Origin of the sequence: Arthrobacter glacialis (assembly GCF_002909415.1) — a bacterium.
Lineage (GTDB): Bacteria > Actinomycetota > Actinomycetes > Actinomycetales > Micrococcaceae > Specibacter > Specibacter glacialis.
This window is the reverse complement of record NZ_PPXB01000003.1, coordinates 252,139-270,568: the sequence shown is the minus strand read 5'-3', so window position 1 is coordinate 270,568 and position 18,430 is coordinate 252,139. Positions and strand designations below refer to the sequence as shown.

The following is an 18,430-nucleotide window of genomic DNA, read 5'->3' as shown; positions in this document are numbered from 1 at the left end:
CGTATTCTTGAGGTATGCAAAAAACCACTGTGCCGTTGCGTGAGCGGAACCGCCTTGAGACGTGGGCGCTGATCCATGACAAGGCCTCGCTCATCGCGAGCGAAGAGGGCCTGAACAAGGCAACCGTGGAAGCCATTGCCGATGCGGCGGGCATTTCCAAGCGCACCTTCTTCAACTACTTCGCGTCCAAGGAAGATGCCATCTTGGGCATTCAGGCACCCACACTCTCCGAAGAGACCATCGCGGCCTTCCGTGCTGATGGGGACCAAGACTTGTTTGGCAGAACGGTGCACCTGATGGCCGCCGTGATCCGGTCCATGTTCCCCGCAGAATCTCTGAGTGAGCGCCGCAGGCAGCTTAAGGCCGACTACCCGGAGCTGGGGAAACGCATTTTCGCCCACATGCGGGCCTCGGAGGAACTGGTGGAGGCTGCCCTCTTGAAGCGACATCAGGACGGACTGCCAGAGGATACGTGGTCGGAGCTGCCGCCAGGACAAGACTCGGCGATGGCCTTGCTGATGATGGCGGGAACTGTTCTGCGGTTCGCGTTCTCCAAAGACCCCACCGTGACAACAAACGAGGACAGCCCCGCCGTTTACGAGGCCATCGAAATTTTCAGAGAGGCCATTAAGGCAACGCTATGAGTACCAAGAAAATAAGTTCCACCGCCCAGAAAGCCGGGGCAGGTGCCCCGGCCGAACAGGGTGATCCCCATGCGCAGCGCAGGATAGTGCTGCTCTTTGCCGGCCTGATGGTCACCATGTTGCTGGCCTCCCTGAACCAGACAGTGCTCTCCAGTGCTTTGCCCACCATTGTTGGCGAGCTTTCCGGCGTCGAACATATGGCATGGATCATTACGGCCTTCATCCTGGCCTCCACCATCATGATGCCCGTCTACGGCAAGCTGGGCGACCTTTTGGGCCGCAAGCCCATGCTGCTGTTCGCGATTTCCATCTTCATGGTGGGCTCGGTGATCGGTGCGCTGGCTCCGGACATGACCACCTTGATCGTGGCCCGTGTGGTCCAGGGTCTGGGTGGCGGTGGCTTGATGATCCTCTCGCAGGCCACCATTGCCGATGTTGTCCCTGCCCGCGAACGTGGCAAATACATGGGCATCATGGGCGGCGTCTTCGCGTTCTCCTCAGTGGCCGGACCGCTCATTGGTGGCGGGCTCACGGAGGGACCCGGCTGGCGCTGGACGTTCTGGATGAACGTGCCGCTGGCCGTGCTGGCCATTCTTGCCACGGTCTTCCTGCTTCATGTGCCGCGCAAGGTGCACGCAACCCGCCCCAAGATTGACTACCTGGGCATGATACTCATTGCCTTGGCCACCACGGCGATTGTTCTGGTGGGCACCTGGGGCGGCTCGCAATACGACTGGAATTCACCGGAAATCATCGGTCTGGCCATTGCGGCTGTTGTCACGGGCGTGCTCTTTGTCATCGTGGAACTGCGCGTTTCCGAGCCCGTCATGCCCATGAGCCTGTTCAAGAACCGCAACTTCAACCTGACCACCGTTGCCGGGTTGCTCACCGGTATCGCCATGTTCGGTGCCATCGGCTACATGCCCACCTACCTGCAGATGGCCACCGGCTACTCGGCCACCGAGGCCGGGCTGCTGATGATCCCCATGATGGCCTGCCTCCTGGTTGTCTCCGTGGTGGTTGGCCGCCGCGTCTCCAACACTGGCCGGTACAAGGTCTCGCCCATTGTTGGCTCACTCATCCTGGCCGTTGCGCTGGCGCTGATGGCCACCATCACCGTGGGCACCCCCATCTACGTTATCTGCATCTACCTGGGCATCATGGGCATTGGCCTGGGTGCCAGCATGCAGATCCTGACGCTCGTGGCGCAAAACTCGTTCCCGCTGAAGTTTGTGGGAACGGCAACGGCCGGGCAGAACTACTTCCGCCAGGTGGGTGCCACCCTGGGCTCCGCCGTAGTTGGTGCTGTTTTCGCCAGCCGCCTCCACGAACTGGTTGCCGAGAAACTCCCGGGCGGTACCGGGGGTGGTGGGGCCAACTCCTTCACGCCGCATCTGGTCAACAGCCTGCCGCCGCAGATCAAGGCGCTGGTGATTGAGTCCTACAACGAGGCCCTGATCCCGGTCTTCCTGTGGATGGTGCCGCTGGCCGTGCTCGCAGCAATTGTGCTGTGCTTTGTGAAGGAAGTCCCCTTGGAAACCAAGGCCGACCGCGAGATTGTTTTGGATGTGAGCCCCGAGGGGATGGCTGAATTTGAGTCAGCTGTCCAGTACGACGCCGTTGCCTCCGAGGATCCTTCGGCGAAAGCTCCGGCGCCAAGCAAGTAAGCAACGCCCCCAACGATGACCGCCCCCAACTATGGCGCAGTAGGTGCTGAAAATCGCCGCGAAAATGGCACCTACTGCGTCATAGTTGGTTAAGCGGAGTTCTTGGTGTCTTCGGTGATCTTGCCGCGGGCCAGCCGGAACTTCCTGTCCGTCTGGGCTGCCAGGGCCTGATCGTGCGTGACCACCAGAATGGTTGTCTTCTTCTCATGGGCCAGCCGCCGCAGCAGGGCGATGATGACCTCACCGGTTTCATCATCCAGGTTCCCCGTGGGTTCATCGGCCAGGATCAACTTGGGATTGTTCGCCAGCGCCCGGGCAATGGCCACGCGCTGCTGCATGCCGCCGGAGAGCTTGTTCGCCTTGCGGGAGTGCATCTCCTCCGTCAGCCCCACCTGGTTGAGCAGCTCGGCCGCCCGCTGGCTTCTTGCGGCGTGGGATACGCCGGCAAACTCCATGGGCAGCATGACGTTTTCCTTGGCGGACAGGTTGGGAATCAGGTGATAAGCCTGAAACACGAAACCGATGTCGTCGCGCCGGTAGGCGGTGAGCTTGCCGTCCGGCAGGGTGGAAATATTCACGCCGTCCACCACAACATCCCCGGATGTTGCCTTGTCCAGTGCCCCCAGCAGCGAGAGCAAGGTGCTCTTGCCGCTGCCGCTCTTGCCCAGGATGGCAGCAAAACTGCCTTGTTCCAGGCTGAAGCTGACCCCGTTGACGGGCTTGATGGTGCGATCGCCTGAATTGAAGGTCTTGACCACATCTGTCACTGTTAGCATCGCTTACTCTCCTCGCAGAACTTCAATGGGACGCACCTTGGCTGTCAGCAAGGCGGGAATGAGGGCGCCCAGGGCCGCGATCAGCAAAATGCCGGCCACCCCAAACACCAGTGTTTGCCAGCCCAGAGACGTGCTGACAGTGCCAGTAAGCTGTTCGGCTCCGGCAAAGGCGCCGCGGGCCCGGGTGAAACCCTCGCCGCCGCCGAAACCGCCACCCGGGCCTGCGCCGCCGGGGCCCGCGCCGGGTACGCCCACAGCCGTGGTGCTGGTGCTCGTGTTGCCTGCCACCAGGGCGTTGGCGATGGGGTTGCTGCTGAAGGCGGCCACGACGGCGCCAACCATAGAGCCCATAACCACCAGGACCAGGGCCTCGATCACGAACTGCGCGCCAATGGTGCGGTTGGAGGCGCCGATGGCTTTCAGGACACCAATTTCACGGCGCCGCTCACGCACCACCATGATCATGATCAGCAGCACAATGAGCCCGGCCGTCACCAGTGAGGCGATGAAAGCGATGAGGGAGATGTTTTGCACGCTGCCCAGGGAAGTGATGGCCGAATCCAGATTGGCCGAACCGGAGGTGACATCAACCTTGTCGGCACCCAGCGCGGCAGTAAGTGCAGTCTGAGTGGCAGCCATGTTCTCGATGCTGTCCACCGTCACCGTGAGACTACTCAGCTGATCTGTCTGATCCGTGAGGGTCTGTGTTGCCGCAAGTGGCAGGTAGATGGCGTTGTTATCGAACTCGGTGCCGGCATCGAAAATGCCTGTGACCGTCATGGTCCTGTCCTGGACGGTGAAGGTGGAGCCGACCGTCAGGCTGTTTTTGGTGGCGAGTGTGCTGCCCACCAGTGCCTGCTTGGATTCCGCGGCAAAGTCGGTGAGCTGTGCGCCGCTGGTGACATTGATGGCTGCCCCGGTGGCTGTTGTGGAGGTGGAGACTCCCGTGGCCTGGATGGGGATGCTGAAGCCGGCGGGAGCGGCTATAGGTCCCTGCCCGGATTCTGGACTGCTGCCGCTGCTGCCGTTGCTGTTGTTGCGCTGGCCCAGTGACCCCGGCTCCACAGCCGATTCCAGGCTGGTGGTGCCGCTTGCGCCGAAGCCGCCGCCGGGGCCGCCCTGGCCACCTGCGGGCCCGTTGCCCCCAGTGGAAGTGTTGGTCTCCGCAGCCGCATTGCTAAACCGCACGCTCAGCGTCCCGGTCACGTTGGTCACATGCTCGACGGCGGATGCCTTGGTGAGTTCCGCCGTCGTCAACGGCTCGCCGCCGCCCAAACCGCCGCGGGATCCTGCCGGGTTGACCGTGAGGTTGTTCCCCACGGACGCTTTCAGTGAATCAACCTTGCTGGCAACGGCTTGGTTGGCAACCAACATGGACAGCGCTAGACCAATGGCGACAGCCAAAATGATCACCACAGCGCTTGTCCGAATCTTGTTGCGGAAGGCGTTGCCCACGCTTCGGGACACCACACTCATGACTTGCTCCCAACTATGTGGCCGCCCATGCGGCGACCGTTCAGAAGCAATCGTCTGACAGTGATCGGTGCAATCAATATGGGTCGGCTGTGAATGGGCTGTGAGATTCTTCCCGGCTAGACTAAAAGCAGCACACACATGCCAACGTAATTGAGGGTCACTTGCCAGAATTTACCGCCCGCTTTGCCACCGCCGCCGAAATTGCACAGTGGGATTCGCTGGTCACAGCAAACCCCAACGGTGGCAATTTGCTGCAGTCTGAAGCGTTTGCCGCTGTCAAGAAGAATTATGGCTGGGATCCCCAGTTCATTGCGTTTGAGGGACCTGATTTCACCAGCTACAACCTGGTGCTGCAAAAGCAGTTTCCGGTTCTGGGCAAGCTCTGGTACCTCATCAAGGGCCCGGATGCTGCGGACGTTTCCGAGATTCCGCCCATGCTTGAGGCGTTGCGCGTTTTTGTGAAACGCGCCAAACTCAAGGTGTTTGCCGCCAAAATCGAGCCCGATGTGATTGCCTCCGACGATGCCCATGCTGTGCTCAGCGGCGCCGGCCTGGTGAAGGTCCCGGACCTGCAGCCCAATGACAGCACTGCGTTGCTGGACATCTCACCCGAGCCCAATCAGTTGCTGCGCAACTTGCACTCACGTGGTCGCAACGCCGTGCGCCGGGCTATTCGCGAAGAGGTCCAGGTGGTTCCCATGGAACCCACCGAGGAGACTATGCGCACCATGTACGACCTCATGGTGGGCACCATCACGGCCAAGTCCAACAGCCAGGCCCGCGACTTTGACTACTACAAGCAGTTTTGGAGCGAATTCGCCAAGCGCGGCCAGGGCCGTTTCTACTTTGTGTTTGAGGACGGCGTCGCCTCGGTGGGGGCGTTTGTTATCAACTACGGCTCCAAAGCCACGTACAAGGATGGCGGTTCGCTGCAAAAGCGCAACCAGTACGGAGACTCACATTTGGTCCAGTGGGTGGCCATCAATGACATGAAGGAGCTGGGCGCGCTCCAGTACGACTTCTGCGGCACGCCGCCGTCGGACAGGCTCAAGGATCCCACTCATCCGCACCACGGTTTGGGCTTGTTCAAGACCAGTTTCTCCAAGACTGTCACCGATTTTGTGGGCTGCTACGACCTGGTACTCAGCCCGTTGCGGTATAAATTGTGGTCAGTGGCAGGCGAACGAGTGTTTAGGCAGCTTTACACCCGCCGCACAGGAAAGCAGTTCTACTAAATCGTCTTTTTGGCCTCACCGCGGGAGAAGAGCATCCCGCGGTGAGGCCCACGGCCATAGGGAGTAAGAATGACCACCAATCCCAACAGCCGGGACCAAGGCGATGCTGGCCGAGGCCAGCCTGAAAAAACCCAGCATGGGCAAGGTCCCTTGGGGAAAGCCTTCGCCAAGGGTGCCAAGAGCGTTCCTGCCGGACGGGGCAGCAGCGACCCGGTGCCGGCGGCTGGCATGATTCCCGTGGTGCCACCTGCGCGCCCCAACAAGGCTGCGCGGAATGTGCTGCGCAAGCTGGTGCAGGGTGAAGCGCCGCCCACGGCGCCCATGAACATTGTTGACAGGCTCGCAGGCAGCCCCTACGCCAACTTCACCATCCAGGTGGGCAAGGCTGAGGAATCAGCCCGCAAAACCATTGACTTTGCGCTGCGCCTGGCCGAGACCATGTTCAGATACGGCGCAGGCGCCCTCGAAGTGGAAACCAGCATCATCGCTGTCACGGCCGCCATGGGGCTGCGCAACATCGAGGTCGACATCACCAACCAGTCGGTCATCATCAACTACGCCCCGCGGGACGCGGTGCCCATCACGCTGCTGCGGGTGGTGCGGTCCTGGACCAACAACTACGCGGGCCTGGTGGAGATTCACGAGTTGGTGACCGACGTTGCCAGTGGGGGAGTCAGCCGCGACGAGGCGCACAGGCGCCTGGACGTCATCATCAAAAAGCCCAAGCCCTTCCCGCGCTGGATGGTGTCCATGGCTGAAGCAGTGTTTGCTGCGGCAGTGGTAGGCGTCATTGGTGGCACAGTCGTTGGCATGATCGTGGCGTTCATGACCATCCTGTTGGCAGGGCAGGTGGCCCGTGTCCTGGGCAAATGGCGGGTGCCGGACTTCTTTGTCACCGCCATCAGCTCCTTCATTGTCACCATGGTGGCCGTGCTGTGCTTCATGATGGAGGTGCCGTTGAGTCCTTCCATTGTGGTTGCGGGCGGGATCTTGTTGATGCTGCCCTCGGGCCGGCTGGTCTCAGCTGTGCAGGATGCTATCAACGGGTTCCCCGTGACAGCCGCCGGGCGGTTCCTCTCAGCATTTTTGACGTTTGGTGCCATTGTTGCGGGCATCGCCGTGGGGCTGGTGTCCAGCGCCGTGTTTGGGGCGGACAGGCTCAACGTGGCCGAGACCATCAGCGGGACGCTGCCCCTGTTTTGGGTGCTTGCGCTGGTGGGGTTGGCCACGGTGGCCATCTGTATTGCCGAGCAAACATCCGTCAAGTTAGTGCTGCCCACCACGGCCGTTGCCGTGATCGGTTACGTCGTTTATTACTACGGCATGGAGTTCGGCCTGGGCGGGCGCTTTGCCCCGGCCGTGGCAGCAGTGGTCATCGGCATGCTGGCCCGGGTCATTGCCCTGCGGCTGGGTGCGCCGCAGCTAGTGGTCGCCGTCCCGTCCATCATTTTCCTGCTGGTGGGGCTCTCCATCTTCCGGGCCATGTTCGTCATGACACTGACCCCCGAGGACTCCGTGACAGGCGCCGTGGGAATCTTCAATGCCCTGGTGGTAATCCTCGCGGTGGCTGCCGGCGTAGTGCTGGGCGATAACGCCGCCCGCCCGTTCACCCGCAGCAGCGGCCAAAAGGACCGGCGAAGAAACCGCCGCCGGTAGCCGTTGGCCGGACCGCCGTTGGTTCGGGGGATCCCTCGCGAGCAGTAAGATTTTCCGCCCGTTCCCAGCTGCTCCAGCTGCTCGCAGCTGGGCCCGTGCGGGGAAAATCCATCCTCGCTCCGGGACCCCCGACTCAACGGCTTACTTACCTGTCCAGCCTGCGGCGAACTTGCACTCATGCGATGTGCTGGGCTGGGCTGTTCCACTGTGCACATGCGCATGGCTGTGTTTCGGCGGTGCGCAGCTGCCAGAGTGGCGCCACGTTGGCCATGATGGCGGCCCATAAACAAAGTCGCCTGGGTTTATGCGCCAGCGCAGGTATTTGTACGGCGCATAAGCTAATTAGCGGTGGCTGGGCCGCGGCGAGTTACAGGATTTTGCCGATCGGCTGCTTCTTTTCGGCCTGAAAGTAGTCCTCGGTGCGGCCGTAAGCCCAGTAGCCCGAGAGGGACACCTGCGAGCGGTTCAGGCCGCGCTGCTTGAACAGCAGATCGCGCAGGGCCTTCATATATTCGCGTTCACCGTGAACAAAGGCGTCGACAGTGCCAGCTGGCCACGGCCCGTTGGCAACTGCGTCCAACAGGGCCGTGCACTGATCGGGGGTGGCGCCTTCGCGGAACACCCAGGTGAGTTCAACGCCGCTGGGCTTTGCCACGGGCTGGATGTCGGCAGCCGTGTCCACTTCAATGTAGGTGTGTCCGCTGGCGTCCGCCGGCAGGGATGCCAGAGATGAGGCAATGGCCGGCAAAGCTGACTCGTCGCCGGCAAAAAGGTACCAGTCGGCGTCGACGTTGGGCTTGTAGGCGCCACCGGGTCCGGAGAAAATGATCCTGTCTCCGGGAGCCGCAGCGTTGGCCCACGGCCCGGCCAGGCCGGAATCGCCGTGGATGACAAAGTCGATCGCCACTTCCTGGGCAGCCAAATCCACCCAACGAAGCGTGTAGGTGCGTGTCATGGGCCAGTGCTCCCGCGGCATGGACTCGCGCAGCGCAAAGACGTCCACGGGTTCTGAATATTCCACCCCGGGCACCAGGAAATGAATCTTCACGTACATGTCTGTGGCGTCTTTGCCCGTGAATTCGGCCAGTGCCGGGCCGCCGGCAACGATGCGCACCATGTGCGGGCTGAGTTGTTCACGCCGGCGAACAGTCAGGCTGTACTGGGTGCGTGGTTTGACGGCGGGGGCCACGACGGTGGCAGTTGGGGTGTCTGCTGTTGTCACAATTATCTCCTCGATGCGGGCACAAGCCAGCAGGGGCAGGGGCGAAACCGCCCCGAGTTAGGTACTCCTAACTAGTCTAGTTCACTGGGAGGGCCCAGTCGATCGGGGCCGCGCCTTGGCCGGTCAGCAAGTCGTTGACCCGGCTAAAGGGCTTGGAGCCAAAGAATCCCCGGGAGGCAGACAACGGGCTGGGGTGGGGCGACTCGATCACGGCCGTCCCCTCCAGCAAGGGTGCCAGGCGCTGGGCGTCGTTGCCCCACAAGACGCTGACCAGTGGCTGCTTGCGGGCAGCCAAGGCTGTGATGATGGATTCGGTTACTTCTTCCCACCCACGACGCCGGTGTGAGCCTGCCGCGCCCGGCGCCACGGTGAGCACACGGTTGAGGAGGAGGACGCCTTGGTCGGCCCAAGCGCTCAAGTCGCCGTGGGCAGCCGGGGGAATGCCCATATCAGCGCTGAGTTCCTTGTAGATGTTGTTGAGGCTGCGTGGCAGCGGCCGCGTTCTTTTGTCCACTGAGAACGCCAGCCCCACCGAGTGCCCGGGGGTGGGATAAGGGTCCTGGCCAACAATCAGGACCTTGACCTGGGCCATGGGTGTGCCCAACGCACGCAAAACCAAAGTGGGGTGGGGCAGGAAGCGGGTTCCGGCGTCGTACTCTTTGGTCAGCATGGCCCCCACCTGGCGCAGATTTGCTTCCAATGGTGCCAGCGTGGCGGCCCAATCCGGCGCCATTTGGCTCAGGGGGGCCGTCCGCAACGCCTCCAATGCCTGCAATTGCTCCTGGCTCCACGGAGGCGGTGCTGGCATGTCAAAGAGGCTCGGTGTGCTGTCCATGGTTTCCATTGTGGTCCATGGAGGGCGATCACATGATTGATCCACAGCGGCAGTCGGTTGAGTTGTTGTCCACAGTTTTCCAAATGACATGGCTGTCATTCGCATCTATTATGGACAGAGCAGAGCATGGATCATGCGTTGAGAGCGCGTCGAAAAGAATGGAGGGCTGTTGTGGTCGAAGCAGACCAGCTTGGGCTGCCCCCTGCGGACGACGCCGGCTTGCCTGACTCCGCGGAAGGCGCCAGTGAGCGCGTGCTGAGTGACCGTGAAGAGCAAATGTTGGGTCTGGAACGGCAGTGGTGGAAGTACGCCGGTGCCAAGGAGCAGGCTATTCGGGACCTGTTTGACCTCTCAGCAACCCACTACTATCAGGTGCTCAACGCGTTGATCGACACGGAAGCTGCATTGGCGCATGACCCGATGCTGGTCAAACGGTTGCGTAGACTACGGTTGTCACGCCAACAGGCCCGTTCCGCACGCCGGCTCGGTAATTGACGCGCCCTTCACCACGATGACCCACAAGGACACCACTGCACTATGAGTAATTACCCGCGGGATGAATTCGACGCCATCGAGGAGAACTCGGCGCGCCACGGCGTCCACCGCGCTTCCATGGAGATCCGGGGGCGTTCGCTGGTGCCCTTGATGATTGTTGGGGTCGTGGCGCTGTGCATCGGCGTGCTGGCATTTTTCATCATGCCCAAGATGCTCAACAACTCAACGCCGGACCAGCCTGCCGTGGTCAACAGCAGCACCGCACTGGCAACCACGGCTGCCGCTACGGTTGCCCCCACTCAGGCGCCCACCGAGGCTGCTGAAGTGACGCCGTCGCCCACTCCCACGCCGAGCCCCACCCCTGCCTCAGTGGTGGACAAGAGCGTTCCGGTGGCGATTTTCAATGCAACAGGAGTGTCCGGCCTGGCTAGCAGGTACTCTTCGCTGGTGATGGCTCAGGGCTGGAGCGTCTCGCAGTCGGCCAACTGGGCAGGGCAGCCCCAGCCAGCGTCTGTCATTTTCTACAACGGCATTGCACAAAAAGCCAACGCCGAGTCCTTGTCGACAACACTGAACATTCCCACGCTGGTGGACACTGCCGAACTGGGCATCCCGCTGGCAGTGGTGCTGGGGCCTGGCGCCTAGGCAGCCGCCAGTCGGCTCCTTCGCTCGGCGAGGGCACTGACGGCAGGAACAGAAAGTTATGGCGGGCAAACCTTGTGGTTTGCCCGCCATAACTTTCTGTTCAACAAGGAACTTAGGATCCTGGAAAGACTAGTCCTTCAGCGGAATGCCCTTGGCATCGGTGCGGTAGTTTTCACTGCCCATCAAGATTAATATGCCTTCCACCAAGCCCCAAATTGCCATGAAGACGTAAAGAACTCCGAAGCTCAACACGGATACGAGGAGCTGGATCAACGCAATATTGGTCTTGCCGAGGTAGAAGTTGTGAATTCCAAGGCCACCTAGCAGGATGCCCAAAATACCGGCGACCACTTTGGACTTCTGCTCAGTGCCGTATGGCATGTTGTAGGCAGGCTGCTGGCCGTAGCCCGGCTGGCCGTAACCCTGCTGAACGTTCTGCTGATCGTAACCCTGCTGCATGCCCGGCTGAGGGTAGCCAGCCTGAACGTTCTGCTGCTCGTAACCCTGCTGAGCACCAGGCTGCGGGTAGGAAGGGGTCTGGGGTGCCTGGGGGTAAGTCGGCGCCTGCGGGTAGGCCGGGGCCTGGGGGTTTTCCGCAGAAGCTGCGGGTGCCTGGTAGGCGGGTGCCGGGTAAGCCTGTGCCTGGTAATCAGGGGTCTGGGGGGTTGCGGGCTTGTCATAGCCTGCGGGAACGTCGGCCGGGTTTGCCGGCTGTTCGGGCTGTGAATTCTCACTCATGATGTCTCCTGGTGCTAGTGCTGCGGCGCAAGGCCCTACCGGGAGGCAGGGTGTGACCCATGCAGATGCGCGAATCGGAATACTTACATGCCCCACGCTAGTCTGTTGCCGCCCCAGCTGAAAGAGCCACCCGCCTGTGGTGGCGAATGTTTCCTTCGTTGCAAGGCGGTACGCTCCAAGGGTCTGCCCCTTTTCCCGTTCGCCCGGAGCACAGAGCGCCCGCTCCGCTTGCACTCTGGGGTGTCGAGTGCTAATTATTGAGTTAGCACTCTGAGGTGGCGACTGCTAATTATTAGCCGGTCAACCGCCGTCGGAGTATTGAACTTTCCTCATTGGGTGAGGGTTCGCGGTCGCTGTAAATAGATCAACGGCTGCGCATCCGTCCGTCGCGGGCACCGTGATGAGGATCTTTGTATCCGAAATGACTGTCCCGAAAGGACTGAAGCCTCCATGGCCAAGCTCATTGCATTTGATGAAGAGGCACGCCGCGGTCTTGAGCGTGGGTTGAACATCCTCGCCGACGCCGTCAAGGTAACCTTGGGCCCGCGCGGTCGCAACGTGGTTCTCGAGAAGAAGTGGGGCGCACCCACAATCACTAACGATGGTGTCTCCATCGCTAAGGAAATCGAACTTGACGATCCTTACGAGAAGATCGGCGCCGAGCTCGTCAAGGAAGTCGCCAAGAAGACTGACGACGTCGCAGGCGACGGCACCACCACGGCAACCGTTTTGGCACAGGCACTGGTCAAGGAAGGCCTGCGCAATGTTGCGGCCGGAGCCGACCCGTTGTCCTTGAAGCGCGGCATCGAGAAGGCTGTTGCAGCCGTCATCGCGCAGTTGCTCGAAGACGCCAAGGAGATCGAAACCAAGGAAGAGATCGCCGCCACGGCTTCCATCTCTGCCGGCGATCCCGAGATCGGTGCCCTCATTGCTGAGGCACTGGACAAGGTTGGCAAGGAAGGTGTTATCACCGTCGAGGAGTCCAACACCTTCGGCCTGGAACTTGAACTCACCGAAGGCATGCGCTTCGACAAGGGTTACATCTCCGCTTACTTTGTGACCGACACCGAGCGTCAGGAAACGGTTCTTGAAGACCCGTACATCCTGATCGTGAACTCCAAGATCTCCAGCGTCAAGGATCTTGTTGCAGTTCTGGAAAAGGTTATGGCTTCCAACAAGCCGTTGCTGATCATCGCCGAAGACATTGAAGGCGAAGCTCTTGCCACGTTGATCGTGAACAAGATCCGCGGCCTGTTCAAGTCCGTAGCCGTCAAGGCTCCGGGCTTCGGTGACCGCCGCAAGGCTCAGCTCGCTGACATCGCCATCCTCACCGGTGGCCAGGTCATCGCTGAAGAAGTTGGCTTGAAGCTGGAGAACACCACCCTTGACCTGCTGGGCAAGGCTCGCAAGGTTGTTGTCACCAAGGACGAGACCACCATTGTTGATGGTGCCGGCGACGCCGAAGCCATTGCTGGCCGTGTTGCACAGATTCGTGCCGAGATCGAAAACTCCGATTCCGACTACGACCGCGAGAAGCTGCAGGAACGTCTGGCCAAGCTGGCCGGCGGCGTTGCAGTCATCAAGGCCGGTGCCGCAACCGAAGTTGAGCTCAAGGAACGCAAGCACCGCATCGAGGACGCAGTGCGCAACGCCAAGGCTGCTGTTGAAGAAGGCATCGTCCCCGGCGGTGGCGTTGCCCTGATCCAGGCTGGCGTGAAGGCATTTGCCGGTTTGAACTTGACCGGCGACGAGGCCACTGGCGCCAACATCGTCAAGGTTGCCATCGATGCACCGTTGAAGCAGATTGCCTTCAATGCAGGCATGGAGCCCGGCGTCGTTGTTGACAAGGTTCGCAGCTTGCCTGTTGGCCACGGCTTGAACGCTGCAACCGGCGTTTACGAAGACCTGCTGGCTGCCGGCGTCAACGACCCGGTAAAGGTAACCCGTTCCGCACTGCAGAACGCGGCTTCCATTGCTGGCTTGTTCCTCACCACCGAAGCCGTTGTAGCCGACAAGCCCGAAAAGGCTGCACCGGCTGGCGGCGGCGGAGACGACATGGGCGGCATGGGCGGTTTCTAACCCACCCCCAGTCTTCTAGCACAAGGCGCCATTGCCCCGCGGGCAGTAGGATTTCGCGAAAAGCATGCGAAATCGATCCCCGCTACGGGCAATGGCGCCTTTTGCTTGCCCAAGTGATGGCCACAGTTGCCGCCCCTTTGGCATTTAGATGTCAGTGGAGTCTGAAAGTATGGATGCATGACTATTACTGCTGCTGCCGATGGTTCGGCTTTAGGTAATCCTGGACCTGCAGGCTGGGCTTGGTACGTGGATGACAATTGCTGGCGCGCTGGTGGCTGGCCCCACGGCACCAACAATATGGGCGAGCTCATGGCTGTCCTTGATTTGTTCGTTTCTACAGCCCACCTGCCAGAGGAGCCGTTGCATATTCTCTGCGACAGCCAGTACGTCATCAACTCGGTGACCAAGTGGATGCCGGGCTGGAAGCGCAAGGGCTGGAAGAAGTCAGACGGCAAGCCCGTCTTGAACCTTGATCTGCTCAAGGAGATTGACGCTGCCCTGGTGGGCCGCAAGTACACCTTTGAATGGGTCAAGGGCCACGCCGGCCATGATTTGAATGAGGCGGCCGATGACCGTGCTCGCGCCGCCGCCACCGCCTACCAGGCCAAGCGCGAACCCAATGCCGGCCCGGGTTTTCCCGGATCCAAGGCTTCGGCTGAGCCCAAGGAATTGAACGACGCCGGGACGTCCAGCGCCGCCGCCGACTCGCGTCCGGTGGCCCCAGCCCAGAACACGTTGTTCCTGGATGAGCTGGAGCAGCCTGACTTGTTTTCCATGCTGGAGGATGAGGCGGATCCTGCCTTCTCGGCTCACCATGCGGACGCGTTGGATGCCGTGGTGGGGCTGGAGCGCGAACTCCTGGACCCTGCCGTTCGCGCGGATCCGCTCCGGGCGGGGGAACTGCTGCACCCGGACTTCGAGGAAATCGGCGCATCCGGTCGCCGATGGAGCCGGCAGGAAATTCTGGAGATGTTCAACGATGAGGAATCGGCCACCGTTGAACTGCAGGTCCTCTCGCTTTCTCAGGTGGACACTTCCACCGCCCTGCTGAGCTACCGCAGCGTCTCCCCGGCTGGAAGCGCGCTGCGCAGTTCCTTGTGGCAGCGCGAGGACGGTCAGTGGCGCCTGCGGTTCCACCAGGGCACCCCCGAAAGCTAGAACGGGGCCTCAAGGTCACCCTGCGACTGCAGGTTCTCGACGCTGGGTTCGCCTCAGGGCAAAAGAGCGCCATCTGCGCTGTAGCTGCATCTGTTGTACGGCCTCGAATGGTCCAGTTGGAGGTCGTGGGTGGGGCCAGGCGTCCGAGGGTTCCCTGGCCGAGCGGAGTGGTGTTTGGAGGTCGTGGGTGGGGCCACGCGTCCGAGGGTTCCCTGGCCGAGCGGAGTGGTGTTTGGAGGTCGTGGGTGGGGCCACGCGTCCGAGGGTTCCCTGGCCGAGCGGAGTGAGGCTAGGGAGGACGTGGGTGGGGCCACGCGTCCGAGGGTTCCCTGGCCGAGCGGAGTGAGGCTAGGGAGGACGTGGGGACTACCGCGCCGTGAACATCCGGGTGTTCGCGTCCTCGGCCTGAGCGTATTGCGTTGCAGCCATCGAGAGGGCGGCGTTGATGCTTTCCAGTGATGCCTCCACCCGCAACTCAGTGGCATGCCATTCTTGCAAGAGCAGTTGGAAGTTGTTGGCTGCGGTGCCTGTCCAGGTGCCCTGCAAATCCACGAGGTTGCGCTTCATGGCGTCAACTTCCATGCGAATCCTGTCCACTGAGCCCTTGACCGCCGTGCTTTTGACCGCGAGTTCGTCGCTATTGACGTTGAATTGTGCCATGACCATTTCCGTCCCTGCTTGGTGAATCTGTCCGAATATCTCTGACAGTTTCCAGCGTAGGAGGAGGCTAATGGCGGCGCCAGCCGCACAGCGGCAGTTGTGGATGGTGAGCGCCCCGGCCCCGGCTGTGGATGAACAGGCAGCCAGGAGACAGCTGCCTGGCCCCGTGATTCGGGTTTATTGCTCCGGCGCCTGGCCGGGAGTCGAGGACGGGGCTGGCGGCATGGCGCGTTGCGGCGGTGCTGCCACGTCGGCGTCGTCGAACCTGACATCGTCCTCGATATCGGATTCAGCCTCAGCGCCGGGGTCGGGCGCGGCGAAGGGCAACTCGATCGCCAGGGTTGCGCCGCCGCCAGGGGTCGTCTCCAGCCTCACGGTGCCAGCATGGGCCGCCACCAGGGCCGACACTATTGCCAGGCCCAAACCGCTGCCGCCGGTATTCCTGTCACGGGAAGAATCTGCGCGGTAGAAACGCTCAAAGACGCGGGGGGCCTCCTCGTCGGAGATTCCGGGGCCGTGGTCGCGAATCTTGATTACCGAGAACTTTTGCTCACCCTCCAGCCGGCTGCCCACCATGATCTCTATGGGGGAACCCTCGGGGGTGTAGCGCAGCGCATTGCCCATGAGGTTGGCCACCACCTGGCGCAGTTTGGCCTCGTCCCCCATGGTGGGTGCGGCAGAGCCAGGGCCACCATCAAGTCCGACGACGGTAAACGTCCTGTCGCGCGCCGCCGCCCGCGCGTCGAGCACGGCGTCATGGCCAATGATCAGCAGGTCAACGGGCTTGCGCTGCAGGGGCCGCTGTTCATCGATCCGGGCCAGCATGAGCAAGTCCTCGACCAACTCACCCATGCGCTTGGCTTCGCTTTCAATGCGGCCCATGGCCGTGCCCACATCCTCGGGCGTTTGCAGCGCCCCGTGGCGGTACAGCTCGGAGAAACCTCGGATGGTGACCAGAGGGGTGCGCAGTTCGTGGGAGGCGTCAGCCACAAAGCGGCGCATCTTTTTTTCGGAAGCGGTCTGGGCAGCAAAAGCATGCTCAATATGGGCCAACATGGCGTTCAAGGAACCGGACAGCCTGCCCACCTCTGTGGCCGGATTTTCAATGTCTACGCGGCGGGACAGATCGCCTGCCGCGATGGCCGCAGCAGTTTTCTCCACCCTGCCCAGAGGCCTGAAGGATCTGGTGACAGTCCAGTAGGCAATCATGGTGCCCAGGGTGATGGTCAGTATTGCGACGCCGGCAATCACCACCGCCAGCCGCTCCATGGTGATGTTTAGGTTCTCATACGGGAGGCCCACCACCACATAGCCCAAATACTCGGGCCTGTTGTTGGTGGTGTCGGCCGGGCCAAAGCTGAACATCTGCGGGGCAATGACCTTGATGCGCCACGGTGCGCCGCCATCGCTGCTGGGCACCGTGAACGTTTGGCCGTTCAAGGCTGCTGCCTCGGCCGCGGAGTAATTGGGATAAACGGGCTTGTCTTTGCCGGAGCGGTTTTGGTCAGCCAGAGTTCCGTCCTGGTAGTGGAAGCCCACAAAGTAGTCAAAACTAAACGGCGTTTGTCCCGCGTTTTGTGAATCGACAGTGCCGTAAACAACGATGGATTTTTGTGAGGTTGTCAGCTGCGTGTCCATCTGGTCTTCCAGAAAAGAGTGCAGCAAAAGGAACGTTGTGACCCCCAGCGCCAACAGGGACAAACTCAACAGGGTACTGATGATGGCCACCAGCTGTGAGCGCAGGGAGGCGTTCTTCCACAACGAAACCAAGGCGATTAGCGCTTATCGGCCGTTCGCAGCACGTAGCCCACGCCGCGCTTGGTCTGGATCAGGGCAGGCAGCGAGGCGTCAGTGTCCACCTTGCGGCGCAGGTAGGAGATGTAGGACTCCACAATGGAGGCATCGCCGTTAAAGTCGTATTCCCAAACGTGGTCAAGGATTTGGGCCTTGGACAGCACCCGGTTGGGGTTCAACATCAGGTAGCGCAACAGCTTGAACTCGGTGGGGGAGAGTTCCACGGTTTTGCCGGCGCGGCGCACCTCGTGGGCGTCGTCGTCGAGCTCCAGGTCGGCAACGCGCAGCACGGCGTCGTCGTCCTCCATGGGCTGGGTGCGGCGCAGTACGGCCCGAATGCGGGCCACCACCTCATCCAGGCTGAACGGCTTGGTGACGTAGTCATCCCCGCCAACCGTCAGGCCGGTGACCTTGTCCTCGGTGTCATCCCGGGCCGTGAGAAACAGGACAGGGAAATGGCGTCCGGCGGCCCGCAAGCGGCGGGTCACCGTGAAGCCGTCCATGTCAGGAAGCATCACGTCCAGAACGGCAAGATCTGGGTTGTGCTCCTCAGCAGCTGCGAGGGCTTCACGGCCATTTGCAGCCGCAATCACCTCAAACCCGGCGAAACGCAGGGAGGTGGAGAGGAGTTCACGAATATTGGGCTCGTCGTCAACAACGAGCAACTTAGCTTCTGGTCCGGTCTTCTTCACCATTACAGTCTCCGACTATTGGCTGGGAATACTCTGGATATTCCTTGGGTAAGTACTGTCAGCTTACGCCCAGTCAGCTCCCAGCTCTAGTCTCGATTCTTCACGTTGCGTGGTTTCTGCCGGGTTCGACGCCGGTGCGGTGAAAGTCAGGTGCGGGGTCGCCAGGTGGGGGTACTTTGACATGAGTCTACAAATCTATGAATATAGATTCATAGGATATTGCCGGGCGGACGTGCCGCGGCCGATGAATGCGAAAGGGATCTGCCATGGAGCCGGAACTGGTCTACAAGACGCTGGCGAATGCGACGAGGCGGCAGATTCTCCGGTGGCTCAAGAGTCCCGGCGAGCACTTCGACGAGTGCGAGTATCAGCGAAGGGGCCTTGAGTTCTCCTCCGGCGTGTGTGTCAGTGACATTGGCGCCAAGACTGGCCTGGCGCAGTCTGTCGTTTCCAGTTACCTGCAGGGCATGCAGAGGGCCGGGCTCCTAGAATCTGAGCGGATTGGCAAGTGGACGTACTACCGTCGCAACGAAAAGGCCATCCGTGAGTTTGTCGACTTTATGAGCGAAGAGCTCTAAGCGCCTGTGGCAACGATCAGTGTGGCAATTTAGCCAAACGCATCTACATTATTAGATTTAACGAATTGAAAACAGGCTGT

The 18,430-nt window shown here is 61.2% G+C and carries 17 protein-coding genes; 9 read left to right on the top strand and 8 right to left on the bottom strand.

The features are described 5' to 3' along the window. The first annotated feature begins 14 nt into the window (after positions 1–14). Positions 15–644 (top strand): TetR/AcrR family transcriptional regulator, encoded by a 630-nt coding sequence (locus CVS28_RS04865; protein WP_103480835.1) that lies wholly within the window; start codon positions 15–17, stop codon positions 642–644. Further along, a complete protein-coding gene (locus CVS28_RS04860) occupies positions 641–2,311 on the top strand; it encodes an MDR family MFS transporter (protein WP_103480834.1) in 1,671 nt (556 codons plus the stop codon). The genes CVS28_RS04865 and CVS28_RS04860 overlap by 4 nt, the downstream gene beginning before the upstream one ends. 89 nt (positions 2,312–2,400) lie before the next feature. Here the strand turns inward: CVS28_RS04860 and CVS28_RS04855 are convergent, their stop codons facing one another. Continuing rightward, on the bottom strand, positions 2,401–3,087 hold the full coding sequence (locus CVS28_RS04855) for an ABC transporter ATP-binding protein (RefSeq protein WP_103480833.1): 687 nt from the start codon (positions 3,085–3,087) through the stop codon (positions 2,401–2,403). Positions 3,088–3,090: 3 nt separating this feature from the next. Then, a complete protein-coding gene (locus CVS28_RS04850; RefSeq protein WP_103480832.1) occupies positions 3,091–4,563 on the bottom strand; it encodes an ABC transporter permease in 1,473 nt (490 codons plus the stop codon). 161 nt (positions 4,564–4,724) lie between these two features. Here CVS28_RS04850 and CVS28_RS04845 point away from each other — a divergent pair, with 161 nt between their 5' ends. Both CVS28_RS04845 and CVS28_RS04840 read left to right on the top strand, forming a co-directional pair. After that, positions 4,725–5,798 carry a lipid II:glycine glycyltransferase FemX gene (locus tag CVS28_RS04845; RefSeq protein ID WP_103480831.1) on the top strand — a complete coding sequence of 358 codons (1,074 nt, stop codon included), beginning with the start codon at positions 4,725–4,727 and terminating at the stop codon, positions 5,796–5,798. A gap of 228 nt (positions 5,799–6,026) precedes the next feature. After that, positions 6,027–7,454, top strand: coding sequence for a threonine/serine exporter family protein (locus tag CVS28_RS04840; RefSeq protein WP_103466187.1), 1,428 nt, complete (start codon positions 6,027–6,029; stop codon positions 7,452–7,454). Positions 7,455–7,821: 367 nt separating this feature from the next. On the opposite strand, the gene CVS28_RS04835 is transcribed toward CVS28_RS04840, so the two are convergent. Together CVS28_RS04835 and CVS28_RS04830 are read right to left on the bottom strand one after the other, a co-directional pair. Further along, positions 7,822–8,676: a siderophore-interacting protein gene (locus tag CVS28_RS04835; RefSeq protein WP_243399695.1), complete on the bottom strand. Its 855-nt coding sequence runs from the start codon at positions 8,674–8,676 to the stop codon at positions 7,822–7,824. A 76-nt stretch (positions 8,677–8,752) separates the two neighbouring features. Then, positions 8,753–9,511: a uracil-DNA glycosylase gene (locus tag CVS28_RS04830; RefSeq protein ID WP_207797160.1), complete on the bottom strand. Its 759-nt coding sequence runs from the start codon at positions 9,509–9,511 to the stop codon at positions 8,753–8,755. A gap of 195 nt (positions 9,512–9,706) precedes the next feature. Here CVS28_RS04830 and CVS28_RS04825 point away from each other — a divergent pair, with 195 nt between their 5' ends. Both CVS28_RS04825 and CVS28_RS04820 read left to right on the top strand, forming a co-directional pair. Further along, positions 9,707–10,006 (top strand): DUF3263 domain-containing protein, encoded by a 300-nt coding sequence (locus tag CVS28_RS04825; protein ID WP_423716381.1) that lies wholly within the window; start codon positions 9,707–9,709, stop codon positions 10,004–10,006. 42 nt (positions 10,007–10,048) lie between these two features. Then, positions 10,049–10,651, top strand: a complete 603-nt coding sequence (locus CVS28_RS04820; RefSeq protein WP_243399694.1) for a LytR C-terminal domain-containing protein — start codon at positions 10,049–10,051, stop codon at positions 10,649–10,651. A 129-nt stretch (positions 10,652–10,780) separates the two neighbouring features. On the opposite strand, the gene CVS28_RS20110 is transcribed toward CVS28_RS04820, so the two are convergent. Beyond that, positions 10,781–11,389 carry a TM2 domain-containing protein gene (locus CVS28_RS20110; protein WP_103480829.1) on the bottom strand — a complete coding sequence of 203 codons (609 nt, stop codon included), beginning with the start codon at positions 11,387–11,389 and terminating at the stop codon, positions 10,781–10,783. Between the two features lie 450 nt (positions 11,390–11,839). Between CVS28_RS20110 and groL the strand changes: the two genes are divergently transcribed. Both groL and CVS28_RS04805 read left to right on the top strand, forming a co-directional pair. Beyond that, the gene (gene groL / locus CVS28_RS04810; protein WP_103466069.1) at positions 11,840–13,468 is read left to right on the top strand and encodes a chaperonin GroEL; all 1,629 of its coding nucleotides are present in this window, start codon (positions 11,840–11,842) and stop codon (positions 13,466–13,468) included. Positions 13,469–13,645: 177 nt separating this feature from the next. Then, the gene (locus CVS28_RS04805) at positions 13,646–14,626 is read left to right on the top strand and encodes a ribonuclease HI family protein (protein ID WP_103480828.1); all 981 of its coding nucleotides are present in this window, start codon (positions 13,646–13,648) and stop codon (positions 14,624–14,626) included. A gap of 366 nt (positions 14,627–14,992) precedes the next feature. On the opposite strand, the gene CVS28_RS04800 is transcribed toward CVS28_RS04805, so the two are convergent. The 3 genes from CVS28_RS04800 to CVS28_RS04790 all read right to left on the bottom strand — a co-directional run bounded on the left by CVS28_RS04800 (position 14,993) and on the right by CVS28_RS04790 (position 17,772). Beyond that, a complete protein-coding gene (locus CVS28_RS04800; protein ID WP_103480926.1) occupies positions 14,993–15,286 on the bottom strand; it encodes a WXG100 family type VII secretion target in 294 nt (97 codons plus the stop codon). Between the two features lie 177 nt (positions 15,287–15,463). Continuing rightward, on the bottom strand, positions 15,464–17,056 hold the full coding sequence (locus tag CVS28_RS04795) for a sensor histidine kinase (protein ID WP_103466071.1): 1,593 nt from the start codon (positions 17,054–17,056) through the stop codon (positions 15,464–15,466). Between the two features lie 5 nt (positions 17,057–17,061). After that, positions 17,062–17,772: a response regulator transcription factor gene (locus CVS28_RS04790; protein ID WP_103466192.1), complete on the bottom strand. Its 711-nt coding sequence runs from the start codon at positions 17,770–17,772 to the stop codon at positions 17,062–17,064. 266 nt (positions 17,773–18,038) lie between these two features. On the opposite strand from CVS28_RS04790, the gene CVS28_RS04785 reads away from it, so the two are divergent. Continuing rightward, on the top strand, positions 18,039–18,350 hold the full coding sequence (locus CVS28_RS04785) for an ArsR/SmtB family transcription factor (protein WP_103480827.1): 312 nt from the start codon (positions 18,039–18,041) through the stop codon (positions 18,348–18,350). The last annotated feature ends 80 nt before the right edge of the window (positions 18,351–18,430 follow it).